A 19159-nucleotide genomic window follows, 5' to 3' on the forward strand; every position below is an offset into this window, starting at 1 on the left:
AATATGAATATATTATTTAAAAATTTAAAAAATCATTCTAAATTTTTTTTCCAAACAAAAATGATCTACTTCAATCTTTTAGTTTTGATCGGTTTACTATTATTCGGAACTTTTGGAATTCTCGAAGCAAATGGAAGAGCCATGGGAGAATTTGTAAAAGATATCAAATTCCCAAGTTTGAATTTTGTTTTTCCAAAAATTGAAAGAACAAAAATCAATAATGAAGCTGAAATTTTAAGCCTAACTTCTAATGAGTTCCCACTTACCTACATGGAATTTCATTTTTATTCGGGTGATCAATTGGATTTACCTTTAGAAGCAGGACCATTGCTGTATGGATCTTGGAAATTAGGTGGAACTTCCAAATTCCCGGATTCCAAATTTCAAGAGAAATTAGAATTCCTTGGTGCAAAAATCAATCTATCAGGACATTTTGAAAAGGTTGTATTATCAATTTCTTATCTGTCTCGTGATGAAGAAGAAATTTTTGCATTGCTTGAAGATTGGTTGATCAATCCAAGATTAGAAGAGCGTAATGTTGCAACAGTTCGCAAGCAACTTGCCGAAGCCTTATATAGAAGAAACGATTCGGTTCCAGGAATTGGAATGCGCAAAGCAAAAGAATTTATTTATGGAGATCACTTAAGGGGAAAAACAGAACAATTGAGTTCTCTTAATTCTGTCTCTATTCAACAAATCAAAGAATTCCATTCTAGAGTATTGAATGCATCTAAGATTTACGTCACAGTAAGTGGTGATGGCAATCCTTCATCATTGACAACTCGTGTGAAATCTTTTCTTGCTAAGACGAGTCAAAAGAAATCAAAATTGAGCAAGGATGTTCAGTATGATGATTTGCTAAAAAGTATAAAGTCTAAAGATAAATCTATTCGATTGATCGATAAAGAAACCAATCAATCTATGGTTTTACTAACAGGTATTATGCCCGAACACAATCATCCTGATTTCTATGCGATACAAGTTCTAAATTATATTTTGGGTGGCGGTGGTTTCAATTCCTATATGATGACTGAGATTCGAAACAATAGGGGTCTTGCATATTCTTCAGCAAGCCAAATAAGTTTTGAAAGGACTCATGGAGTTTTTACTGCTTATACGCTAACCAAGAATGAATCAGTTGCAGAAGTATTATCTTTGATGAAGTCAATTCTTTCATTGAATACTGTAAACAATATCAAGCAAGATGAATTGGTTCGCGCACAGAATGCTATTGTGAATCAATTTGTTTTTCTTTTCGATTCTAACAAAAAGATTCTTACAAACCAAGTAAGATTTATGGATCATGATATGCCCGAAGGTTACCTGGAAGGCTTTCGGTCTAAAATAGAATCGGTGAGTTTGGATGATTTGAAGCGAGTGGGGGAAATGTACTTTCAACCTCAAAACTTTCGAACCATCATAGTTGGTCCAAAATCAATTGGCAAAGATCTAGCCAATGAAAAAATTCAAGTAAGTCAACCAGAGGATATTTTGCGTTAGTGGATCTTGCTTTTTTTGAATATGGCGAAATAAAAGTATCTGGTTATTCGGAGGGCGGGATTCGAACTTCCGTGTTCTGGCCAAGCTTGAGTCTTATCTTTGATATGGGTAACACCTATCCAGGTCAGATTCAGTATGACAATCTTTTGCTTACGCATTCTCATTTGGATCATTTTGCTGGGATGCCTTATTATGTGTCGCAGCGTTCCTTGCAAAGATTAAAGCCTCCTAATATTTATGTTCCGGAAGCGATTTACGACAAGGTGAGTAAGCTTCTTGAAATTTATGCAGAATTGGAAAATTTTCCGTATAAACTGAATTTGGTGAAAGCGCGACATGGTGAGCGATTTCCTATCAATAAGCAATTTAGTTTCTCTGCGCATCCAACATTTCACAGAGTACCAAGTCAAGGATATACTGTGTATGAGTCAAAATACAAGCTTCGTCCCGAATACCAAAACTTAGATGGTGCTGCAATTAAGCAACTCCGCGAAAATCAAACTCAAGTGACAGAGTTGATTGAATTACCAATTTTTAGTTTTTCGGGTGATACAAAGATTGAATATGTTTTGGAAAATGACGATGTTAGTCGATCAAAGGTTCTTTTTTTAGAATGTACTTATATTGATGATAAAAAAAAGACAGCTGATGCAAGAGAGTGGGGACATATCCATTTGGATGAAATCGCTCACTATGCTGATTCTTTTAAAAATGAGAAACTCGTTCTTATACATTTCTCACCTCGTTACAGTTATAAACAAATACGAGAAACCGTAAAAAATAAATTGCCATCTTCTCTCTATGATCGCGTTGAATTATTCTTACCTTCTAAGAAGAAATGAAAAAATCTGGAACTATTTTTATTCAAGAACTAGAATCATATATGAATGAGAATCTTGTAATGAGATCTCATCCGATTTTTGATGAAATAGAAAAATGGGCAATTTCAGAATCCATTCCAATTTTGAGTCCTGTGTCTGGTGCAATCCTCTCTCAGTTGGTTTCTTGGATTCGACCGAAATCAATATTGGAATTGGGAATGGGTGCAGGCTATTCACTTTTTTGGATGCTCTTAGGAATCATCAATAGCCATTCTTTTGAAAGCCAATCGGATACTGGTAGAAAAATTTCAAATGGTGATATCAGTTCTGTTCAAGATATCGAAGCTATAAAAATTCTCTCAGTTGATCGCAATCAAGCCTTCGTTCAGAAAGTTGAAGCATTGTGGAAATCGAGTGATTTCAAAAGAGTGCAGAATGTTCGTTTCCATTGTGGATGGATTTTGGATGATATAAAAGCTGGTCTGATTCCATTAGATGGTTGGGATCTAATATTTATTGACTGCGACAAAGTTGCCTATCCGGAAATTTTGAGATTAATTTTGAATCGAAAACAAACATATCCGAATCATAAGTTTAACTTAATATTTGATAATGTTTTATGGCATGGAAGAATTTTGGATACTTCGTCAACTAAACCTTCTGATTTGGCAATGAGGGAATTTCTTGCAATGATTCACAATGAAAATCTTAATTTCACGTTGATTCCGTCTGGAGACGGACTTTTGTATGTGGAACTCTAGAAAAAAGTTTGATCTGAAATAGCAGTCGGATCTAAATTGACACTATGTCTCTATCCAATTATTCAAAATTTAGCTTTTCTGCTCTCTTTCTTCTTTTGTTAACAAGTTCCGTACTAGCTCAAGAGGCTACACCTCCAGAATCTAGTAAGGATGGAGATGGAAAAGAATCCAGAGAAGAACTTGATAAAAAGAATTCTGCATCATATTTAGAAAAAGCTCAATATAGAAATATTTCATTTGTTTTTAAAGATAGATTGTTGCAGGATTTACGATCTCTACAGGTAATCGTTGGCAATTTTGGAGATGAAGTTCCAGGCTCGAAAGAAGAATTAGAAACCCTAGAAAAAGACTATCAAATTGGAATTCGTTATCATTATAGAAGAGCGTACGTTGTGTCCGGTAAGAATTTTCTATCGGTTTATAAAAAGTCAGAAAATCTTTTCCAGAAGTTTGCTCTACTCTATGAAAGACAAGCTGAAGAACTGTTGATATCAAGTGTAGATGAATTATCTAAGCTTGAACAGGATGAAATTCGTCGAGAAAAGACAAGTGAGAGGCAATCTCGATATAGAGATATGGAAGAAGCAAAATTTAAACTCAATCTTGCATATTTCCAAATGGCTCGCGGAGATGAAATGATCCGCGATCGAAGATATTCCGATGCTCTCGTACATTTTCGTTTGGCGAAAGATTTTGCAATCAAGCTTTCTTCTGATTTGGAATTGAATGACGATAAGAAGAAAGATCTTTTGAACAAAAACAATAAGCATCTTGCAGATAATAGAAACCGACTTTTTTCAAAATCTGCAGATTGAAAACATTCGGGAGCTCATCATAATGCTCCCGAGAACTTGTCATGGATGAACTAGATCTTTTTAATTAGCATAGGTACCTGATTTTTTATTAGCTACTTTCTTACGAACAAGTTGTGCGGCTTTTTTCGGTATATCCGTTTTTACGAATTGGTCATGGAGGATTTGAACTCCAACAGCATGATTTAGAATTGCGTCTTGCTGTACTAGCTCTCCAACCGGAGTTGCCTTATCCGTATAAGAACTCCACAGACTCTCTATGGATTTATAATCTAAAAGACCTAAGTCCTTGATTCGATCGGCAGTTAGGTATTCAGATTTTAGATTGTCTAACGCGTTTAGTTTTGAGAGATCTGTATGAGCTGGTGGAGCCATAAAAGCAAACTTTTCTCTTTTGTACAATTCGTCCGGAAGAACTCCGCGCATCGCTTCTCTTAAAACATATTTTTCCGTTTTACCTTTAATTCTAAGATTAGGAGGAATTTGTACTGCGAGTTCAGCGAGGTGATGATCTAGAAAAGGCGGTCTTGCTTCCATAGAATTTGCCATATCCACTCGATCTCCGCCCCAAGTAAGAATCTGTCCTTCCAACATTGTTTTGATCCAAACATATTGTGCTTTGTCAAGGGCATGTCTATTGGAAAGCTGATTCGAGTCCAATTTGCTTGCGATCGCATTTCCCGGATCATAATTCTTCAAATGCTTAGCAACATCTGAATTCAATAATTTTCTTGCATTCGGTGTAAGTGAAACCCAATTCTCTATGCACGCAGGCATAAATCCCACTTTTGCAGTTAGTGCAGGATGATTAAAATCATTCAATGATAGCATTGCTCCACGAAATAATTTATTGGTCTGATTGAGCATGCTCTCCCATTCCTTTTTCTCTTTAGCAGGTAGATCATCTAAGCCATATCGAAAGAAATCTTTACGAAAAGATGGATATCCAGCAAACAATTCATCCGATCCTTCACCGGTCATAACTACTTTATATCCGGAAGCATTGACATGCCGAGACATTAGCAATTTAGCAACCCCTAATGTATTGTAAATTGTGCGTTCTGTATGCCAATGAGTTTCTATGAAGTGATCATAGAGTTGATTTGCATCTAACATTAGAATATCTTGTTCTGCACCAACGGACTTTGCCATTCTCGTTGCTATCTTACTTTCATCGTAGGCATCATTATCGAAACCAATTGTAAAAGCCTTGACGCTATCCTGACGAATTGCAGAAGCCAAACCTAATATCGAGCAAGAATCAATTCCCCCACTCAGATAGCATCCAACAGGAACATCAGCATTGAGGCGTAGTTCTACAGCTTGCAATAATTGATCTCGTACAGCATCCACCCAATATTTTTCAGTCCTATCGGTCATTCTCTCTTCTAAAGTAGGAAAATCGATATCCCAATATTTTATTTCTTGAATTGTCAATTTGCCAGAACGTCGTTTTACTTTTAGATAATGTCCAGGAAGAACTTGATTGATTCCTTCGAATGTTGTGCTTCCAGGAACCATCACTTGAATCAATTGGTGAAAGACTCCAGACTCAGAAAGTTTTCTCTCAATATCTGGATGGGCTAATATCACCTTTATCTCTGAACCAAAAACCAAATCACCAGATTTAGTCAGAGCCCAGTATTGAGGTTTGATTCCAAATCGATCTCGAGTTAGATACAAACTGTCTGTTGATTTATCATAAAGAGAGAATGCAAATTCTCCTCGTAGATGCTCAAGACTTTTCTCAAAGCCATATTCTTTATATAGATGGAGAAGAATTTCAGAATCCGATTTAGTACGAAATTTATATCCTTTCGAAGTGAGTCTTGCTCGAATTCTCTGGTAGTCATAAAATTCGCCATTATGTGCAAGCATTAATTCTTTGTTATCTGACACAAATGGCTGTCTTGCTCGATTAGACTCAAGATCAATTATTGAGAGACGTGTATGACAGAACCCAACACCTGAGTCGTCAAAAATATTTACTCCGAAACCGTCTGGACCTCTATGATATTGGATCGCAGCCATCCCGAGCAAAGTATCGTGATCTGGGATATTGCCTTTGTCCTTATTGAAAATTCCACCTATTCCACACATGTATAACTCCTAGTTTTTACCTTTTGTCAATATTTTGGATTTGAGTTCGGCAATTGCTTCCTCAGTATTCAAAACCCTAGCATAACGATCTTTTAATATTCGAATAGTGAATTCATGGAATTCTTCTGTAACAGTTGTGCATCCATCTTCAATTAAATTTACATAAAATCCAAGATCACTTGCGTCTCGGACTGTTGTCGATACACATTCATTTGTGTAAACTCCGCATACATACAAAGTGTCTATCCCTAAATTTTTTAAGATATATTCAATATTTGTGGATGTAAAAACTCCTGAGGCTGTCTTGTTGATTATGATCTCATCACCAATCGGTGCGATTTCATCTAAGAAGTCAGCTTCTCTTGAACCAGGGGATGCAAGAAGATTGAGTCGCTTATGTCCTGGACTCCTGTCTCTACCATCCTTTGTGAGTGATTGGATTCTTGTATGTATGATTTCTAATTTTTGATCTCTAAATAATTTTTGTAATTTTTGGATATTGGGAATTACAGTATTTTCTAATGTATAGAAATAGTATTCTTCTGCTTCAGGCGGAACTCCAGATTTGCCAGTTTCTGCAAAGACTCCGCAACCACGTGCGGCATCCAGATACTGCATATCAATTACTAGCAAGGCGATATGTTTTTGCTGTATTGATTCCTCTCTTTCGGGGTTCTCGATAATTGATTCAAGATAAATATCTTTAAGAGGATCTTCATTGATCATATCAATGTTTAATTCCATTTCTGTTCCTGTATTTAATTCCATATTTTTCTCATTTTTGCTTAATTTTATTTTGTCAGCTCTTGTATTGTTTCCAATAGTATGTCTGCCCCGATTTGTATATCTTCCCAAGGCGTCCATTCAGCTGGGCTATGAGATCTTCCATTCTTAGATGGAACAAAAATCATTCCCATATTTGTTACCCGAGCCATAATCTGCGCATCATGTGCCGCTCCGCTGCTCATTTTGATATACTTCACCTTTTGTCTGTTACATGCGTTTTCTATTGCGGATAGAATTTTCGGATCTGATGCAGCAGGTGTGACAGAACTCAATACTTCAAAATCAAACATCAATCCTCTTCTTCTAGCTATGGCTGAAATGGTTTTTCTAAAACTATCCGACAAAGCTTGTAGAACCTCTGAACTAGTATCCCGAACGTCCAAAGAGAAATCCACCCGACCCGGAACAGTATTTGCGGAACCTGGGAAAAGACTGACTCGACCAATAGTAGCAACGGACTTTTCGCTTCCGATTTCTTCTAGAATCCGCGGTATCTCCAAAGAAAATTCTGCAAGACCTTGAAATGCATCTTTTCTCATATTCATTGGAGTTGTTCCTGCATGATTAGCAGTTCCAGTTAACCTAACTTGCCATTTGAATAAGCCAGTTATGTCTTCGACAATTCCGATTGGGATTTTTGAAAGATCCAAGATTGGACCCTGTTCAATATGAAGTTCGATGTATCCTGCAATAGTCTGTGGATTTCTTTTGGCATCTAGAGCATCCATAGAATGAAGTCCGATTTCTAACATAGCGTCCGTTATGCTAATTCCTGAGAGATCAATTGCATTGTGAATTCTTTCAGGTGTCAACTCACCGATAAACGCCTCAGAGCCAAACAATCCTCCAAATCGACCTTCTTCATCCGTAAAAGCTACGACTTCTATTGAATTTTTTGGTTTATAATTTATTTCCAATAGGGATCTAAGAACTTCTATTCCACACAATACTCCAAGACTTCCATCAAGATGACCGCCAGCTGGAACAGTATCAATATGAGATCCAATTATCCATGATTTGGAATCATCTGCTCCTGTAAGCTTTGCAAAAATATTTCCTGCCGAATCAACTCTCGATTCCAGATTCGCTTTATTTATCAATGTAATTAGCCATTTCCTAGCTTCAATGTCACCTGGACTAAAAGCCATTCGATAGATCCCGCGATCTGGACTTTTGCCAATCTCAGCTAGAGTTTGAATGTCATTTTTCAATCTGTCAAAATTAACTTTTACATTCATAAGATCTCTCGTTTTAAAGGATTGGGTTCTAGGTTAGGATCGCTCATATCGGTAACAAGACTTGTTCTCTGAACTAGGCATGTAAGCAATGCCATCCTAAGAAATACCGCGCCACGAGCCTGAGCAAAATACCAATTGTGTGGTGTATCATCCAAATCTTTGTCTAACTCATCCCCTCGAGCTAATGGATGTAAGATGATTGCAGATTCTTTGATTGGTAATTTTTTGCTTAACTTAATATCACCAGTCAATGTTTCAAAACTTTCACCAACCCATGCAATGCTATTGATATAAATAATATCTAGACTTGGAAGGATTTCTTTGAGAGAATTCGTCTTAACTATTTTCAATCCTGATTGTTCTAATTCTTCTTTCTGTCCATCTGCAAAGGGATCCTCTTCTGGATTAATCACCACAACTTCCGAAATGGAACTGGAAAATAAAGACAGAAGTATCATTAGTGAACGAACTGTTCGCATCCTTCCAGGAGTTCCTATGATTCCAATTCTTACTTTATCCTTCTCGGGCAAGTTTTTTAGAGTTAAATCTGGTCTCCATTTGAGTATAGCGTAGATATCGGAAAGAGCTTGTGTAGGATGTTCATCCGTTCCATTTCCTGCATTGATAATTGGAATCCGAAGTTTCTCGCTCATCCGAGTTACCGAATCATCAGAATTATCTCGAAGTACAACAACATCGCCGTAATTATTGAACATCTCTCCGATGTCCTCGAGACTTTCTCCCTTAGCGATTCCAGTTGTTGAGCGATCTGTAATCGACATGATGTCTCCACCGAGTCTATGCCATGAACTTTCGAAGGATAGCCTTGTCCTTGTCGATGGTTCATAAAATGCAGATATCAAAATTTTACCTTGGAGAGGTCTGTGAAAAAGTGTTGGGTAGACCTCGAAATGTGCGGACAATCTGCACAATTGTATTACAAGTTCTTTGGTAAATTGTTTAGCAGAGATTATATGACGTTGTGCTAGATACAATAGCTCTTCTGGTTTTTCTGTTACGAAGTCGAGAAATGCTTTAGGTTTCTCAATTCCTGTCTGTCCATCCCGAGGGCCAATGCTTTCTCGGAGATTCGCTGGTAAATCGTTTCTAAATGAATGCGTCACCAGATTTCACCTTGTAAGAAATCTTTGATAAAATAATATAAAAGAAAGCCCACACCAAAAAAAATTAGAGCTAAACTACTCAAACGTAAGGCTTCCATCCATTCATAACTTATATACATAATTATCCCTTAATTTTATCCCAATTGAATTTTTCTGGTTTTATAATTCCAGAACTGATTGATATGACCATCGATACTGCCGTTCCGACTAAGGCTGCAGTATAGAATCCAATATAAAAATAGGCAGTAAGTCCACTAATGCTGCCAACTAACATTGCAAAGAATATAAAATTGCGGTTGGCTCGATCCCAATACAGTCCAAGCAATACTGGCCATATAGTTGATGCAACTAATGCACCTGAGAAATGCAGGACAGCCGCAAGATTCGAAATCCTAGGAAGGCATATTATCCAAGCAATAAAACCAAGTAAAAGAATACTAATTTTTGAAACATTTTGCATCTGAGCATCCAATGCTTGAGGATTGATATGCCTTTTGTAAATATCTTCTGAAATCAAATCTGATGTAGCTGCAAGCAGGGAATCTAAACTAGATGCAAGCGCACTGAATACCAATACAAAAACAATGATTGCTCCAGTCTTGCCTAAGATCTGACCCGCAACAAGTGGACCAACCATATCAGGGTAGGGAACATTTATATTGTAAACAGGTGCAAGAAAAGCAATGAATCCGGCGGTTATTGGAACAGGTATCCAGAGAATTCCACTCCATAAAAATGCTCGAAATCCGATTCCATCTCGGAATGCAAAAGCTCGAGTCCACCAAACATTGGAATGAAAAATCTCTCCAATTCCAAAAAGTATATTGTTAAATAAAAATATCAATGCGGCTGGAAATAAAATATTGAGAAGTTCTGGCCTCTCTGCAATTATCGTCTCCCGAATTTCCATCGTTCCAACTTTCTGCCAAGCGAGAGTCCCCATTATTACTAAACCAATTAGAATCAAAACCGTTTGCAAGAAATCCGTTCCGATTACTGCTTTTAGACCACCTAATAGAGTATAACTTACACATACAAATAAAATCACAGTGAGACCTATCTCATACGGAATGGAAGTGAGTGATTGCAGAAGTATTCCCCCAGCCATTCCAAGACTTACAAGCCATCCAATACTATAGATCAATGATATAACGAGAAATAGGCGCCATGACGCATTGCCATATCTAATACGAAAAAAGTCTCCGGATGTATAAGCGTTGGGAAGAATTTTCTTGATCTTTCTCGCAAGTGGTGCAAATAATATCAATCCGACAGCACCCATCGAATAGCCTACCATTCCCCAGATTCCCATTTCGTATGTTAATTCTGGCGCAACCAAGGTCGTATTGGTTGTTACCCAAGTTGCCATCGAAGTAGCTGTTGCAAGAGCGAATCCAACATTTCGACCTGCAAGTTGGAAGTCATCACTGGATTTATTGTTACGACCCCAATACCAACCTAAAGCAATCCAGGTTACACTGAACCCAGCAATGAGAAGCATACCTGACTGCCAAGAAAGAATAGAAGATTCAATCATACTTATGAATTCTCCTTGTCTTGGAATCTCAGTGAATAGAACAGAAAGCTAAGAATACTAAGGAAAAGAAAAGCACCTGTCCCAAAAAATAAAATAGTTTTAAAATCGCTATGATGCTGAACTTTTGCTTGAATTCTGTCACAATTTTTTGTATCGGGATTGGACTTTATAGTCTGTAGATCCAATTCAGATAAGTTTATATTATTAGAATCTTTATCTTCTTCGAAAGGACAGAGGACTAAATCATAATTCCCGGATTTTAGTCCACTAAGTGTAGTTAAATGATCATTTCCTGAATAGATGATTTGGATTTTTTTGTTATGTATTGAATATAACACAATCGGTGTTGAATTCGGATTCCATTCTATTGTGAAGTATCCTGTGTCGGATGTAATATCTCTCTGAATAAATTTGGGAAAGGATCTGGATTCGTCTTGCCTATTATCAAAAGGATTTGATTGAATGGGGTAAAAAATAAAAGAGAAAAGGAAAATTATAATACTGTAATGAGTATACTTCACCGTATAGCTTTTACACCTTCCTCTCTAGTTCGAATACGGATTGCTTTTTCTATACTTGTAACTAGAATTTTACCATCACCAATATGGCCTGTACAACATTGGTCTAAAATAAGATTAACAACTGTGTCCTCGAGATGATCTTCAATGACCAAAATGATTAAGACTTTTGGAAGGAAATCGACTCGATACTCAGTTCCATTTACAGTTTCATGATGACCAGCTTGGGTTCCAAAACCCTGTACTTCCATGATCGTCATTCCCGTTATTCCTTGATCGAGAAGGGCTTGCTTAACTGTCTGCAGCTGAAAAGGTTTAATGAATGCTTCAATTTTTTTCAAAATGAATAATCCTAAATATTGAACTTAATATATTCGAAAAATCTAATAAACTTATTGGTTCAATGTTTATCTTTTTAACTTATTGAAACTAAATTATCGTGCAAGGACTTTTTTAAAAAAACTCTCAGACCAAAAAACGAAATGGTTGGATTTAGGTTTTTTTAGAGTGGAAAATGCAGATTCCTATTCAAATCATGGACAGCATATGCCTTTTCTTTGCGCAATCTTATTGGGTTTTATACTTTTATGGAATCAGTCAATTTATTCTTGGGACGCTCCAAGTTATAAAATTGTAATTGATCCGGGACATGGTGGCAATAACCAGAATCCCTATGAAGAGTTTGGAGATAAATATGATACGATAACAGGTAAATTTTTAGAAAAATACAAACCTGGAACAAGTTACAAAGGTCGCACGGAACGCGAAATTGTTCTTGAGCTATCTAAAGAAGTAACAGAAATTCTTGAATTGACCAAAACAAAAGAAGGTTTTGCAAAATTCAAAAAAATTGCATCTAATTATACGAAATCTGAAATTACTCCAATCCAATTTAATGTTCTCATGACAAGAACGGATGATTATACTTCCCTAAAGCAAGAGTCGGGTCTAGATGAAAATTATAAATATCGACTCTACGATTTTCCAGATAAGAAGTCTGGAAAAAAAGTATTAGGGCGAATGTCTGTTATCAATAAATTTCAACCCTATCTAGTGGTTTCTATTCATCTAAATCCCAGTTATCCAGGACATCCGGGTGGAATGGCAGCTGTTATCGCACCACCATACAGAGTTTTCCAACAGTTGAGGTTGATATCGAATGGTAAAGGCAAATCATCAAGCTTTACTAATTCTGCATACGGCAACTGGCTACAATTTGTATCTAGTTGGAACCATTTGGAAAATGCGATGACAGATACATGGATATACTTCAATGGGTATTGGTCGGATCGTTCTGGCAAGAAAACTGATCTCAATAAATTTGCTGGTTATCGTCAAAATATGGTTACATGGAGATATGCTGATCCGATCGGATGGGAAGAGCAAGCTAAGCTAGGTGGCCGTGGAGCTTACGCTAAGAATCATAATGATTTTATTGCACGAGGAAAGTTTTGGAATCGGGAGCGAGGTCAAGCAGAGGCTTGGAGGCGCGATTATGGACGGGAGGGCTTGGGTGGAGATAATTTGTACGCATCAAATGAATTGTTACGTTTTGTCCAGTATGGTCTTCGAAGGCATGTAAAAGATGAGAAAGGCAATCCACCTTCACTTGGACCAATCCAACCACCCTATATTTCCACATACAGTCTTCCTACTTACATAAATGCGATATGTGCTTTTTTGGAAATTGGATATATTGATAATGATCGCGATATGAAATACATACAAGGTCATAAAAAGCAGGTTGCAGAATCCTTAGCAGTTGGAATCTATTCGTTGTTTCGTGGCGTCAAGCCAATTCATAAAAAAGGAATGCCGTATATTCCGAAAGGCAAGCAAGTAAATTTCAAGCGATATGAGAATTATGAAGGCAAGAACTATTTCAAAATTGTAAGCGAATGAAAACAACTATTACTTCTGATCCAGATTTTCCATTGCTTATCGGTGCCTATAGAAATAATATTTTAACTAAATACAACTTTGAACATATACAAAAATATCCTAAATTCAATGCGATTCGCCAGGAAAAAGTAGAGACTTTAGTGCGATTTTTTCTGGAACTTCTATATCCAGAATTGAATGAAAGACTTAGATTGGATAAGGCTTTTGATTCACTAAAAGGATTTGTCCATTCTCCTGCAAAAGTTTTTGGACTCATTGGAAGTCTTGGGATTTCTCTTTGGAAAATCGGACGCTATCTACCACAAGCTTTTCGTGCGGGAATAGCTGCTCTATCTTCATATCTAACGGTTCATGAATTCGAGAAAATTCTTCTTGAAGGTGCAAAGGAATTTATCGCAAAGAATGAAGATTTGTATCTAGAGAATAATTTCAAGAAATTACTTTCTAGAATTCCCAAGGCCGATGCAGATGAATTTCGTAAGGATACAGTATCTTTGTTTAGAACGCTTTCCAATGATGAGTTGGTTGGAAGAATCATATTGATAATGGAAAATATTTTGGCTAAGATGACATCACGTTCGGATTTATATACGGAATCTGAGAAAGATGGAATCGCACTCGGGCTTTCCATTCTCGTTCAAGGTCGAGATATTTTGGGTAGCTTGGAGAGCCATGAGAAAGAATTGATGCTTGATGCAATTGAAACAATAGAACGAGAATACTTTGAATCCTGTTTGGTGTTTTAGAATTGTCACGAATGCAACGTCAATCAACCCTGTCTTAAATGTTCGAATTCAAACATAAGAATATCCTTGATACAGACCAATTTTCGAAAGAAGATTTAGACTTTCTAATCACAAAGACCAAGCAAATGGAAAAGTTACTTGAGTCGGGTAAATCATTTGGAATTCTTCGAGGCAAGTTGCTCGCCTCACTTTTTTTTGAAGCATCAACAAGGACGAGGCTTTCTTTTGAGGCTGCTATGGAGAGATTGGGTGGAAGAATTATTTCCACTGTAGGCTTTCAGTTCTCATCAATATCCAAAGGTGAGACTTTGTATGATACAATGAAAATGGTTGAAGCGTATGCAGATATTGCAATCATTCGCCATCCAGTAGAAGGCTCGTCTCGCATAGCTGCGGGTGCTGTTTCCATTCCAGTAATCAATGCAGGGGACGGGGCAGGTCAGCATCCAACGCAGGCACTCTTGGATTTATATACAATCATAAGCGAGAAAGGGACAATCGATGGTCTATCTATAGCTTTTATTGGAGATCTTAAATACGGACGAACGATCCATTCTCTCATCAATCTATTACGACATTATAAAGTTCATTTGTATCTTATCAGTCCGGACGAATTGAAGCTTCCTGATAGTTACAAGAAAAATCTTTCCGGTTTTCCAATTAGCTTTGAAGAAACCAAAGACATCAAAGCTATTTGGGATTGTGATGTTGCCTATGTTACTCGAATTCAAGAGGAACGATTTACCGATCATATGGAATATGAAAGGCTCAAGGAAACTTACAAAGTCAACAAAGAATTGATTCTTGCATCCAAAAAGAATACAACTGTTCTGCATCCATTGCCTCGCGTGAATGAATTATCGACAGATATTGACGACTTACCTAATGCAGCTTACTTTCGTCAGGCGAAGTATGGTGTTGTTATGAGGATGGTTCTTTTGTGCACCTTGCTCAAAGTTCCTTTTGGTGATTGATTAATTCAAGAATCGAATTTATCCTTTCGAATCACTTCTACATCTTGACTGAATACGATAACTCCATATAAGTCAAAATACAATTCACCCATTAACTTCATAAGATTTAAAGCGGTCTCTTCTCGCAGAATTGTCTCAATTCGAACATTGCTTCCTTCCCAAGCATTATTTCTCACTTGAGAAATTCCTTCTCCTGAAGCTGGACTGATTGTGTATCCTTTGATACCAAGACTTTTTATATTCTCGATCACATCTTTTTCCATCGTATCTTGAATGATGATTGTAACTAATTTTCTTTTTTCTAATTTCATTTTATACTCCGTATACCATTCCAGCGATTTTGTAATAGAGAGGAATTCCAAAGATCACATTGAACGGGAAAGTGATCGCAAGTGACATGGACAGATAGTAACTTGGATTGGCAGTTGGCAGTGCCATCCTAACAGCCGCAGGCGCTGCAATGTAGGATGCAGAGGCACATAAAGTGGCAAAAATTGTAGCCCCGCCTAATGACAAACCGATCGCATGGCTTGCAAATAATCCAAGAATTGCATGCAATACAGGCATGATGATTGCGAATAGGAAGAGATAGATTCCAGCAGAGAGAGTATCTTTCAATTTTCTCCCAGCAACAATTCCTGCATCCAAGAGAAACAACGTTAGAACTCCGCTGAATGGGGCATCAAAAAGAGGAGCAATTTTTGTAAAACCTGTTTCGCCAGATAGTAAACCAATCAAAATCCCACCCATAAGCAGTATGGTTCCCTTACCAGTCAAGAGTTCGTGGAGAATTCTTCGCATAGATGTTGTTTGTTGGGTATTGTATTTTGCTGCAAGAAAAAGCGCAATGATGATAGCAGGTATCTCCATAATCGCGAGAAGAGCTGGCATAAAACCTTCAAAGCTTACTTTCAGAGTTTCTAGATAAATGATTGCACTGCTAAAGGTCACAGCAGAAACGCAACCGTAATGAGCTGCAATTGCGGAAGCATTGATTCCATCAATTTTTAGTAAGTTTTTTAAAATATAAAAGCACCAAATGGGAATTGCGATACAAAATGCAATCGCAACCAAAAAGATCGGATAGACTTCGATAATAGAAGATTTGGATAATTTTACTCCACCTTTGAGACCAATTGCAAACAATAGATAGATTGTGAGTCCCAGATAGAGACCGTCAGAAAATTTGAGATCGCTTTTCAGAACAGAAGCGATGATTCCTAATAAAAAAGCTAGAACCATCGGAGTAAGAAAAGTTGCACTGAGACTAGAAAATAAATCCATGAATACCTCCAAATATACCTAATCTTAACTGATTCTTAAATAATCATTGGATCCAATTCCTTTTGATCTCATGTTAGCAAAGAACCTAATCGGATAATCAATTCATATTGGAATTTTTGCCGATTCAAAAACTAAACTTTGTATTTTTTTTCTGTATTTTAGAATTATTTTTGAATTCTTGGTATAGAGACGCTTTCCACAGCGGAATCAAATTACCAAGGATCGAGTAAACGCATGGCTCATATCAATGAAAATTATTTAAAATTAAAAGCAGGATATCTTTTTCCAGAAATTGGAAGAAGAGTTAGAGCTTATTCAGAAGCAAACCCAGGCAAGAGAATCATTCGTTTAGGTATTGGTGATGTAACGCTTCCACTATCCAAGTCCATTGTTGAAGCTATGATTGGGGCATCCAAAGAAATGGGATCGAGTGAAGGTTTTCATGGTTATGGTCCTGAGCAAGGTTATGATTTTTTGATTCAGAAAATTATTGATAATGATTATGCACCTCGAGGTGTTAAACTTTCTATCGATGAAGTTTTTGTATCGGATGGTTCCAAGTGTGATAGTGGCAATATCCAAGAGTTGTTTCCTGTTGATGCAAAGATTGCTGTGACTGATCCTGTGTATCCAGTATACGTTGATACAAATGTCATGGCTGGAAGAACAGGTGAAGTCGGAAGTGATGGTCGCTATGATCGTATCATCTATATGCCTTGCACTGCAGAAACGGGATTCCAACCAGATTTCCCAACTGAAAGACCAGATATAATTTATTTATGTTTTCCAAACAATCCAACGGGAATGGTTGCAACCAAAGAAAGATTGGCAGAGTGGGTTGCTTATGCCAAGAAAAATAATTCCATCATTCTTTATGATGCAGCCTACGAAGCATTCATTCGTGAAGATCATATCCCTCATTCGATATTTGAGATTGAAGGTGCTCGAGAAGTTGCAATGGAATTTAGATCTTTTTCCAAGACAGCAGGGTTTACTGGTCTTCGTTGTGCTTATTTAGTTATCCCTAAAGAATTGAAGGGTACAACTCGTTCGGGCGAAGCTGTAACACTGAATAGTTTATGGAATCGTCGACATTCAACTAAGTTCAACGGTGTATCTTATGTTACTCAGAAAGCGGCAGAAGCATGCTATCTTCCTGAAGGCAAAAAAGAAATCCAAGAGTCTATTCAGTATTATATGAAGAATGCTGACTTAATTCGCGAAGGACTCAATGCTGCCGGATTCGAAACTTTTGGTGGAATCAACGCTCCATATATTTGGCTAAGAACGCCTAAAGGCAAAACATCTTGGGAATTTTTTGACTATTTGCTAAATGAAGCGCAAGTTGTTGGAACTCCTGGATCTGGATTTGGACCCGCAGGCGAGGGCTTCTTTCGTCTCAGTGCATTTGGCAAAAGAGAAGATGTCACAGAAGCATTGAAGAGAATTGCGAGTTTGTAAGTTGTAGTGCATACCTCCCCAGCGCCCAGTGGCTAGTTTGGTATGCCAATCCTAGAGCTTTTTTTTAAGGAGGATATGGAATAATCTATCAGTGAATCAAAAAGAAGTTTCCAATAAATGTTGATTGTATAATTCTAAAATGATGAAGAAATTTTTTACAATTTTAATGGGTATTTTTTATATAGTGGCAGGGTTGAATCATTTTGCCTCACCTGAATTCTATCTCAAAATGATTCCACCGTATCTGCCGAGTCCAGAACTTCTCAATTACTTGAGCGGTGTTGCAGAAGTTGCCCTTGGCATTGGAGTATTTATTCCCAAGCTTCGTCTCTGGTCTTGCTATGGAGTGATCGCACTTCTATTAGCGGTATTTCCAGCCAATATATATATGCTGACAGAGGCTATGAACGCAACAAACCCAACAGTGCCTGTGTGGGGACTAGTCTTAAGACTTCCTTTCCAAGCTGTTTTTATATATTGGGCATGGGCAGTAAGAAAATAGAAAATGTTTCCAAATTTCTATGAATAAACTCACTTTTTCATTCTTGTTAAATTTACTAAGTATTGCATTCTGATTGAAAGCATTAGCTCATTGGAAGTCTAACTTTTTCTGAATAGACTTCCAATTTCGATCCAAATTGTTATTCTCTTAATAAAAATCAACGTTTGCGCGTCATGCCTTTCTTTAAACGAAATTTTGGAGTAGAATTCTGCATATTAATCACAGTCTCTATCAATTTCATTTCAGCTTCGTCTATGATTACAGAATGTTGAAGAAGAAAAGTCAGGAAGACGGACGAGTCTTCAACATTCATAGTATTTGCATCATGAATAATACAAGAAATCCTATTGCTATTTCGCTGTCTTAGAGACAGAGTTCTTTCTGCTTCTATTGAAAAGGCAGACTTCATTCCATTCACATAATCCTCCCATTGTACAAGCTTATCGATGGACTGTTTCAGTGACAAAAGGAATTGATCATTATAACTAGTTATGATCAAAGAAATCAATAAATTAAAATATTTATATAAAATCGAGTTCCTTGCGAAAACTTTCTCTCGATCATAAATAGAAAAATTTTCATATAATTTCAACAAATCATATATTTCTTTATCATCCGTTGCTAGAGAGTTGAAATAGTCTTCCCAAGATTTTGCATTTAGATTGATTAATAAGCAAGCTATAAAGACAGGATGCAGTTCAAGCTTTTTCGATTTTTCAAGTAACCTCAATGATTGCTCTGAATTCAATTTCTCTGACCAGAAAGAGTAATAATCAATGGGTCGCATTTCAGCTTCATTTAACGATAGGCCTGCAAGAATTATATCTAGTATATGCTCCAAAGGTAAATCCTTTCTACTCAGATAAACACTTATTGAAGACTCATTGCTAAAAAACCAACAATAGTAAATAAAGTAATCCTTAGTTTTTGAATTAGAATTTAATAGAGAAAAGAAATAACTGAGATCCTTTACTTTAAATAATTCTTCGATTCTTTCTTGAATGAACTTTATCGAACTTTCTTCCCAAAACTTTCTTTTGAAAAAATTTGTATACATTTAGTTGACCAACATTACAAAACTTATATAAGATTA

General features: G+C 36.9%; 20 protein-coding genes. 9 read left to right on the top strand and 11 right to left on the bottom strand.

The genetic code is table 11. The features are described from left to right. The first annotated feature begins 3 nt into the window (after positions 1-3). From O4O04_RS08465 to O4O04_RS08480, 4 genes are all read left to right on the top strand, one after another. Positions 4-1500 (top strand): M16 family metallopeptidase, encoded by a 1497-nt coding sequence (locus O4O04_RS08465; RefSeq protein ID WP_272535413.1) that lies wholly within the window; start codon positions 4-6, stop codon positions 1498-1500. Between the two features lie 146 nt (positions 1501-1646). Beyond that, entirely contained in the window at positions 1647-2342 is a 696-nt protein-coding gene (locus O4O04_RS08470) for an MBL fold metallo-hydrolase (RefSeq protein ID WP_272536053.1), read from the top strand. Further along, positions 2339-3082 (top strand): O-methyltransferase, encoded by a 744-nt coding sequence (locus O4O04_RS08475; RefSeq protein WP_272535415.1) that lies wholly within the window; start codon positions 2339-2341, stop codon positions 3080-3082. Before O4O04_RS08470 ends, O4O04_RS08475 begins: the two co-directional genes overlap by 4 nt. A gap of 44 nt (positions 3083-3126) precedes the next feature. Continuing rightward, positions 3127-3897: a hypothetical protein gene (locus O4O04_RS08480; RefSeq protein ID WP_272535416.1), complete on the top strand. Its 771-nt coding sequence runs from the start codon at positions 3127-3129 to the stop codon at positions 3895-3897. 60 nt (positions 3898-3957) lie between these two features. Here the strand turns inward: O4O04_RS08480 and asnB are convergent, their stop codons facing one another. The 8 genes from asnB to O4O04_RS08520 are packed head-to-tail and all read right to left on the bottom strand — an operon-like array spanning position 3958 to position 11538. Then, positions 3958-5994: an asparagine synthase (glutamine-hydrolyzing) gene (gene asnB / locus O4O04_RS08485; protein ID WP_272535417.1), complete on the bottom strand. Its 2037-nt coding sequence runs from the start codon at positions 5992-5994 to the stop codon at positions 3958-3960. 9 nt (positions 5995-6003) lie between these two features. Continuing rightward, the gene (locus O4O04_RS08490) at positions 6004-6762 is read right to left on the bottom strand and encodes a cysteine hydrolase family protein (RefSeq protein ID WP_272535418.1); all 759 of its coding nucleotides are present in this window, start codon (positions 6760-6762) and stop codon (positions 6004-6006) included. Positions 6763-6785: 23 nt separating this feature from the next. Further along, entirely contained in the window at positions 6786-8018 is a 1233-nt protein-coding gene (locus O4O04_RS08495; RefSeq protein WP_272535419.1) for a Zn-dependent hydrolase, read from the bottom strand. Next, entirely contained in the window at positions 8015-9142 is a 1128-nt protein-coding gene (locus O4O04_RS08500) for an aspartate/ornithine carbamoyltransferase family protein (protein ID WP_272535420.1), read from the bottom strand. The genes O4O04_RS08495 and O4O04_RS08500 overlap by 4 nt, the downstream gene beginning before the upstream one ends. Beyond that, complete coding sequence (locus O4O04_RS08505) at positions 9139-9261, bottom strand: hypothetical protein (protein ID WP_272535421.1); 123 nt, start codon at positions 9259-9261, stop codon at positions 9139-9141. Before O4O04_RS08505 ends, O4O04_RS08500 begins: the two co-directional genes overlap by 4 nt. 2 nt (positions 9262-9263) lie before the next feature. Further along, complete coding sequence (locus tag O4O04_RS08510; protein ID WP_272535423.1) at positions 9264-10679, bottom strand: sodium:solute symporter family protein; 1416 nt, start codon at positions 10677-10679, stop codon at positions 9264-9266. A gap of 2 nt (positions 10680-10681) precedes the next feature. Beyond that, entirely contained in the window at positions 10682-11200 is a 519-nt protein-coding gene (locus O4O04_RS08515; protein ID WP_272535424.1) for a hypothetical protein, read from the bottom strand. After that, positions 11197-11538 (bottom strand): P-II family nitrogen regulator, encoded by a 342-nt coding sequence (locus tag O4O04_RS08520; RefSeq protein WP_272535425.1) that lies wholly within the window; start codon positions 11536-11538, stop codon positions 11197-11199. Before O4O04_RS08520 ends, O4O04_RS08515 begins: the two co-directional genes overlap by 4 nt. Positions 11539-11743: 205 nt before the next feature. Here O4O04_RS08520 and O4O04_RS08525 point away from each other — a divergent pair, with 205 nt between their 5' ends. Genes O4O04_RS08525 through pyrB form a run of 3 tightly spaced genes read left to right on the top strand, consistent with a single transcriptional unit; the run spans position 11744 to position 14819 of the window. Continuing rightward, positions 11744-13099 (top strand): N-acetylmuramoyl-L-alanine amidase CwlD, encoded by a 1356-nt coding sequence (locus O4O04_RS08525; RefSeq protein ID WP_442915955.1) that lies wholly within the window; start codon positions 11744-11746, stop codon positions 13097-13099. Beyond that, positions 13096-13845: a hypothetical protein gene (locus O4O04_RS08530; protein WP_272535428.1), complete on the top strand. Its 750-nt coding sequence runs from the start codon at positions 13096-13098 to the stop codon at positions 13843-13845. Before O4O04_RS08525 ends, O4O04_RS08530 begins: the two co-directional genes overlap by 4 nt. Before the next feature lie 38 nt (positions 13846-13883). Next, complete coding sequence (pyrB, locus tag O4O04_RS08535) at positions 13884-14819, top strand: aspartate carbamoyltransferase (protein ID WP_272535430.1); 936 nt, start codon at positions 13884-13886, stop codon at positions 14817-14819. Between the two features lie 5 nt (positions 14820-14824). Here the strand turns inward: pyrB and O4O04_RS08540 are convergent, their stop codons facing one another. Together O4O04_RS08540 and O4O04_RS08545 are read right to left on the bottom strand one after the other, a co-directional pair. Further along, the gene (locus O4O04_RS08540) at positions 14825-15130 is read right to left on the bottom strand and encodes a P-II family nitrogen regulator (protein ID WP_272535431.1); all 306 of its coding nucleotides are present in this window, start codon (positions 15128-15130) and stop codon (positions 14825-14827) included. Position 15131: 1 nt separating this feature from the next. Further along, entirely contained in the window at positions 15132-16103 is a 972-nt protein-coding gene (locus tag O4O04_RS08545) for a sodium-dependent bicarbonate transport family permease (RefSeq protein ID WP_272535433.1), read from the bottom strand. A gap of 234 nt (positions 16104-16337) precedes the next feature. On the opposite strand from O4O04_RS08545, the gene O4O04_RS08550 reads away from it, so the two are divergent. Then, a complete protein-coding gene (locus tag O4O04_RS08550; protein WP_272535434.1) occupies positions 16338-17564 on the top strand; it encodes an LL-diaminopimelate aminotransferase in 1227 nt (408 codons plus the stop codon). Positions 17565-17703: 139 nt separating this feature from the next. After that, entirely contained in the window at positions 17704-18066 is a 363-nt protein-coding gene (locus tag O4O04_RS08555; RefSeq protein WP_272535435.1) for a DoxX family protein, read from the top strand. A gap of 157 nt (positions 18067-18223) precedes the next feature. Here O4O04_RS08555 and O4O04_RS08560 read toward each other — a convergent pair whose 3' ends face one another. Further along, positions 18224-19123 (bottom strand): hypothetical protein, encoded by a 900-nt coding sequence (locus O4O04_RS08560; RefSeq protein ID WP_272535436.1) that lies wholly within the window; start codon positions 19121-19123, stop codon positions 18224-18226. Between the last annotated feature and the right edge of the window lie 36 nt (positions 19124-19159).

Source organism: Leptospira sp. GIMC2001 (assembly GCF_028462125.1).
In the GTDB taxonomy this organism is placed as follows: domain Bacteria; phylum Spirochaetota; class Leptospiria; order Leptospirales; family Leptospiraceae.

Bases quoted from the DNA above. Each gene is read 5' to 3' on its own strand.
- O4O04_RS08475 (WP_272535415.1), top strand. From the start codon at position 2,339: ATGAAAAAATCTGGAACTATTTTTATTCAAGAACTAGAATCATATATG.
- O4O04_RS08545 (WP_272535433.1), bottom strand. From the start codon at position 16,103: ATGGATTTATTTTCTAGTCTCAGTGCAACTTTTCTTACTCCGATGGTT.
- O4O04_RS08540 (WP_272535431.1), bottom strand. From the start codon at position 15,130: ATGAAATTAGAAAAAAGAAAATTAGTTACAATCATCATTCAAGATACG.
- O4O04_RS08530 (WP_272535428.1), top strand. From the start codon at position 13,096: ATGAAAACAACTATTACTTCTGATCCAGATTTTCCATTGCTTATCGGT.
- O4O04_RS08525 (WP_442915955.1), top strand. From the start codon at position 11,744: ATGCCTTTTCTTTGCGCAATCTTATTGGGTTTTATACTTTTATGGAAT.
- pyrB (WP_272535430.1), top strand. From the start codon at position 13,884: ATGTTCGAATTCAAACATAAGAATATCCTTGATACAGACCAATTTTCG.
- O4O04_RS08505 (WP_272535421.1), bottom strand. From the start codon at position 9,261: ATGTATATAAGTTATGAATGGATGGAAGCCTTACGTTTGAGTAGTTTA.
- O4O04_RS08480 (WP_272535416.1), top strand. From the start codon at position 3,127: ATGTCTCTATCCAATTATTCAAAATTTAGCTTTTCTGCTCTCTTTCTT.
- O4O04_RS08560 (WP_272535436.1), bottom strand. From the start codon at position 19,123: ATGTATACAAATTTTTTCAAAAGAAAGTTTTGGGAAGAAAGTTCGATA.
- O4O04_RS08555 (WP_272535435.1), top strand. From the start codon at position 17,704: ATGATGAAGAAATTTTTTACAATTTTAATGGGTATTTTTTATATAGTG.
- O4O04_RS08490 (WP_272535418.1), bottom strand. From the start codon at position 6,762: ATGGAATTAAATACAGGAACAGAAATGGAATTAAACATTGATATGATC.
- O4O04_RS08495 (WP_272535419.1), bottom strand. From the start codon at position 8,018: ATGAATGTAAAAGTTAATTTTGACAGATTGAAAAATGACATTCAAACT.
- asnB (WP_272535417.1), bottom strand. From the start codon at position 5,994: ATGTGTGGAATAGGTGGAATTTTCAATAAGGACAAAGGCAATATCCCA.
- O4O04_RS08550 (WP_272535434.1), top strand. From the start codon at position 16,338: ATGGCTCATATCAATGAAAATTATTTAAAATTAAAAGCAGGATATCTT.
- O4O04_RS08465 (WP_272535413.1), top strand. From the start codon at position 4: ATGAATATATTATTTAAAAATTTAAAAAATCATTCTAAATTTTTTTTC.
- O4O04_RS08510 (WP_272535423.1), bottom strand. From the start codon at position 10,679: ATGATTGAATCTTCTATTCTTTCTTGGCAGTCAGGTATGCTTCTCATT.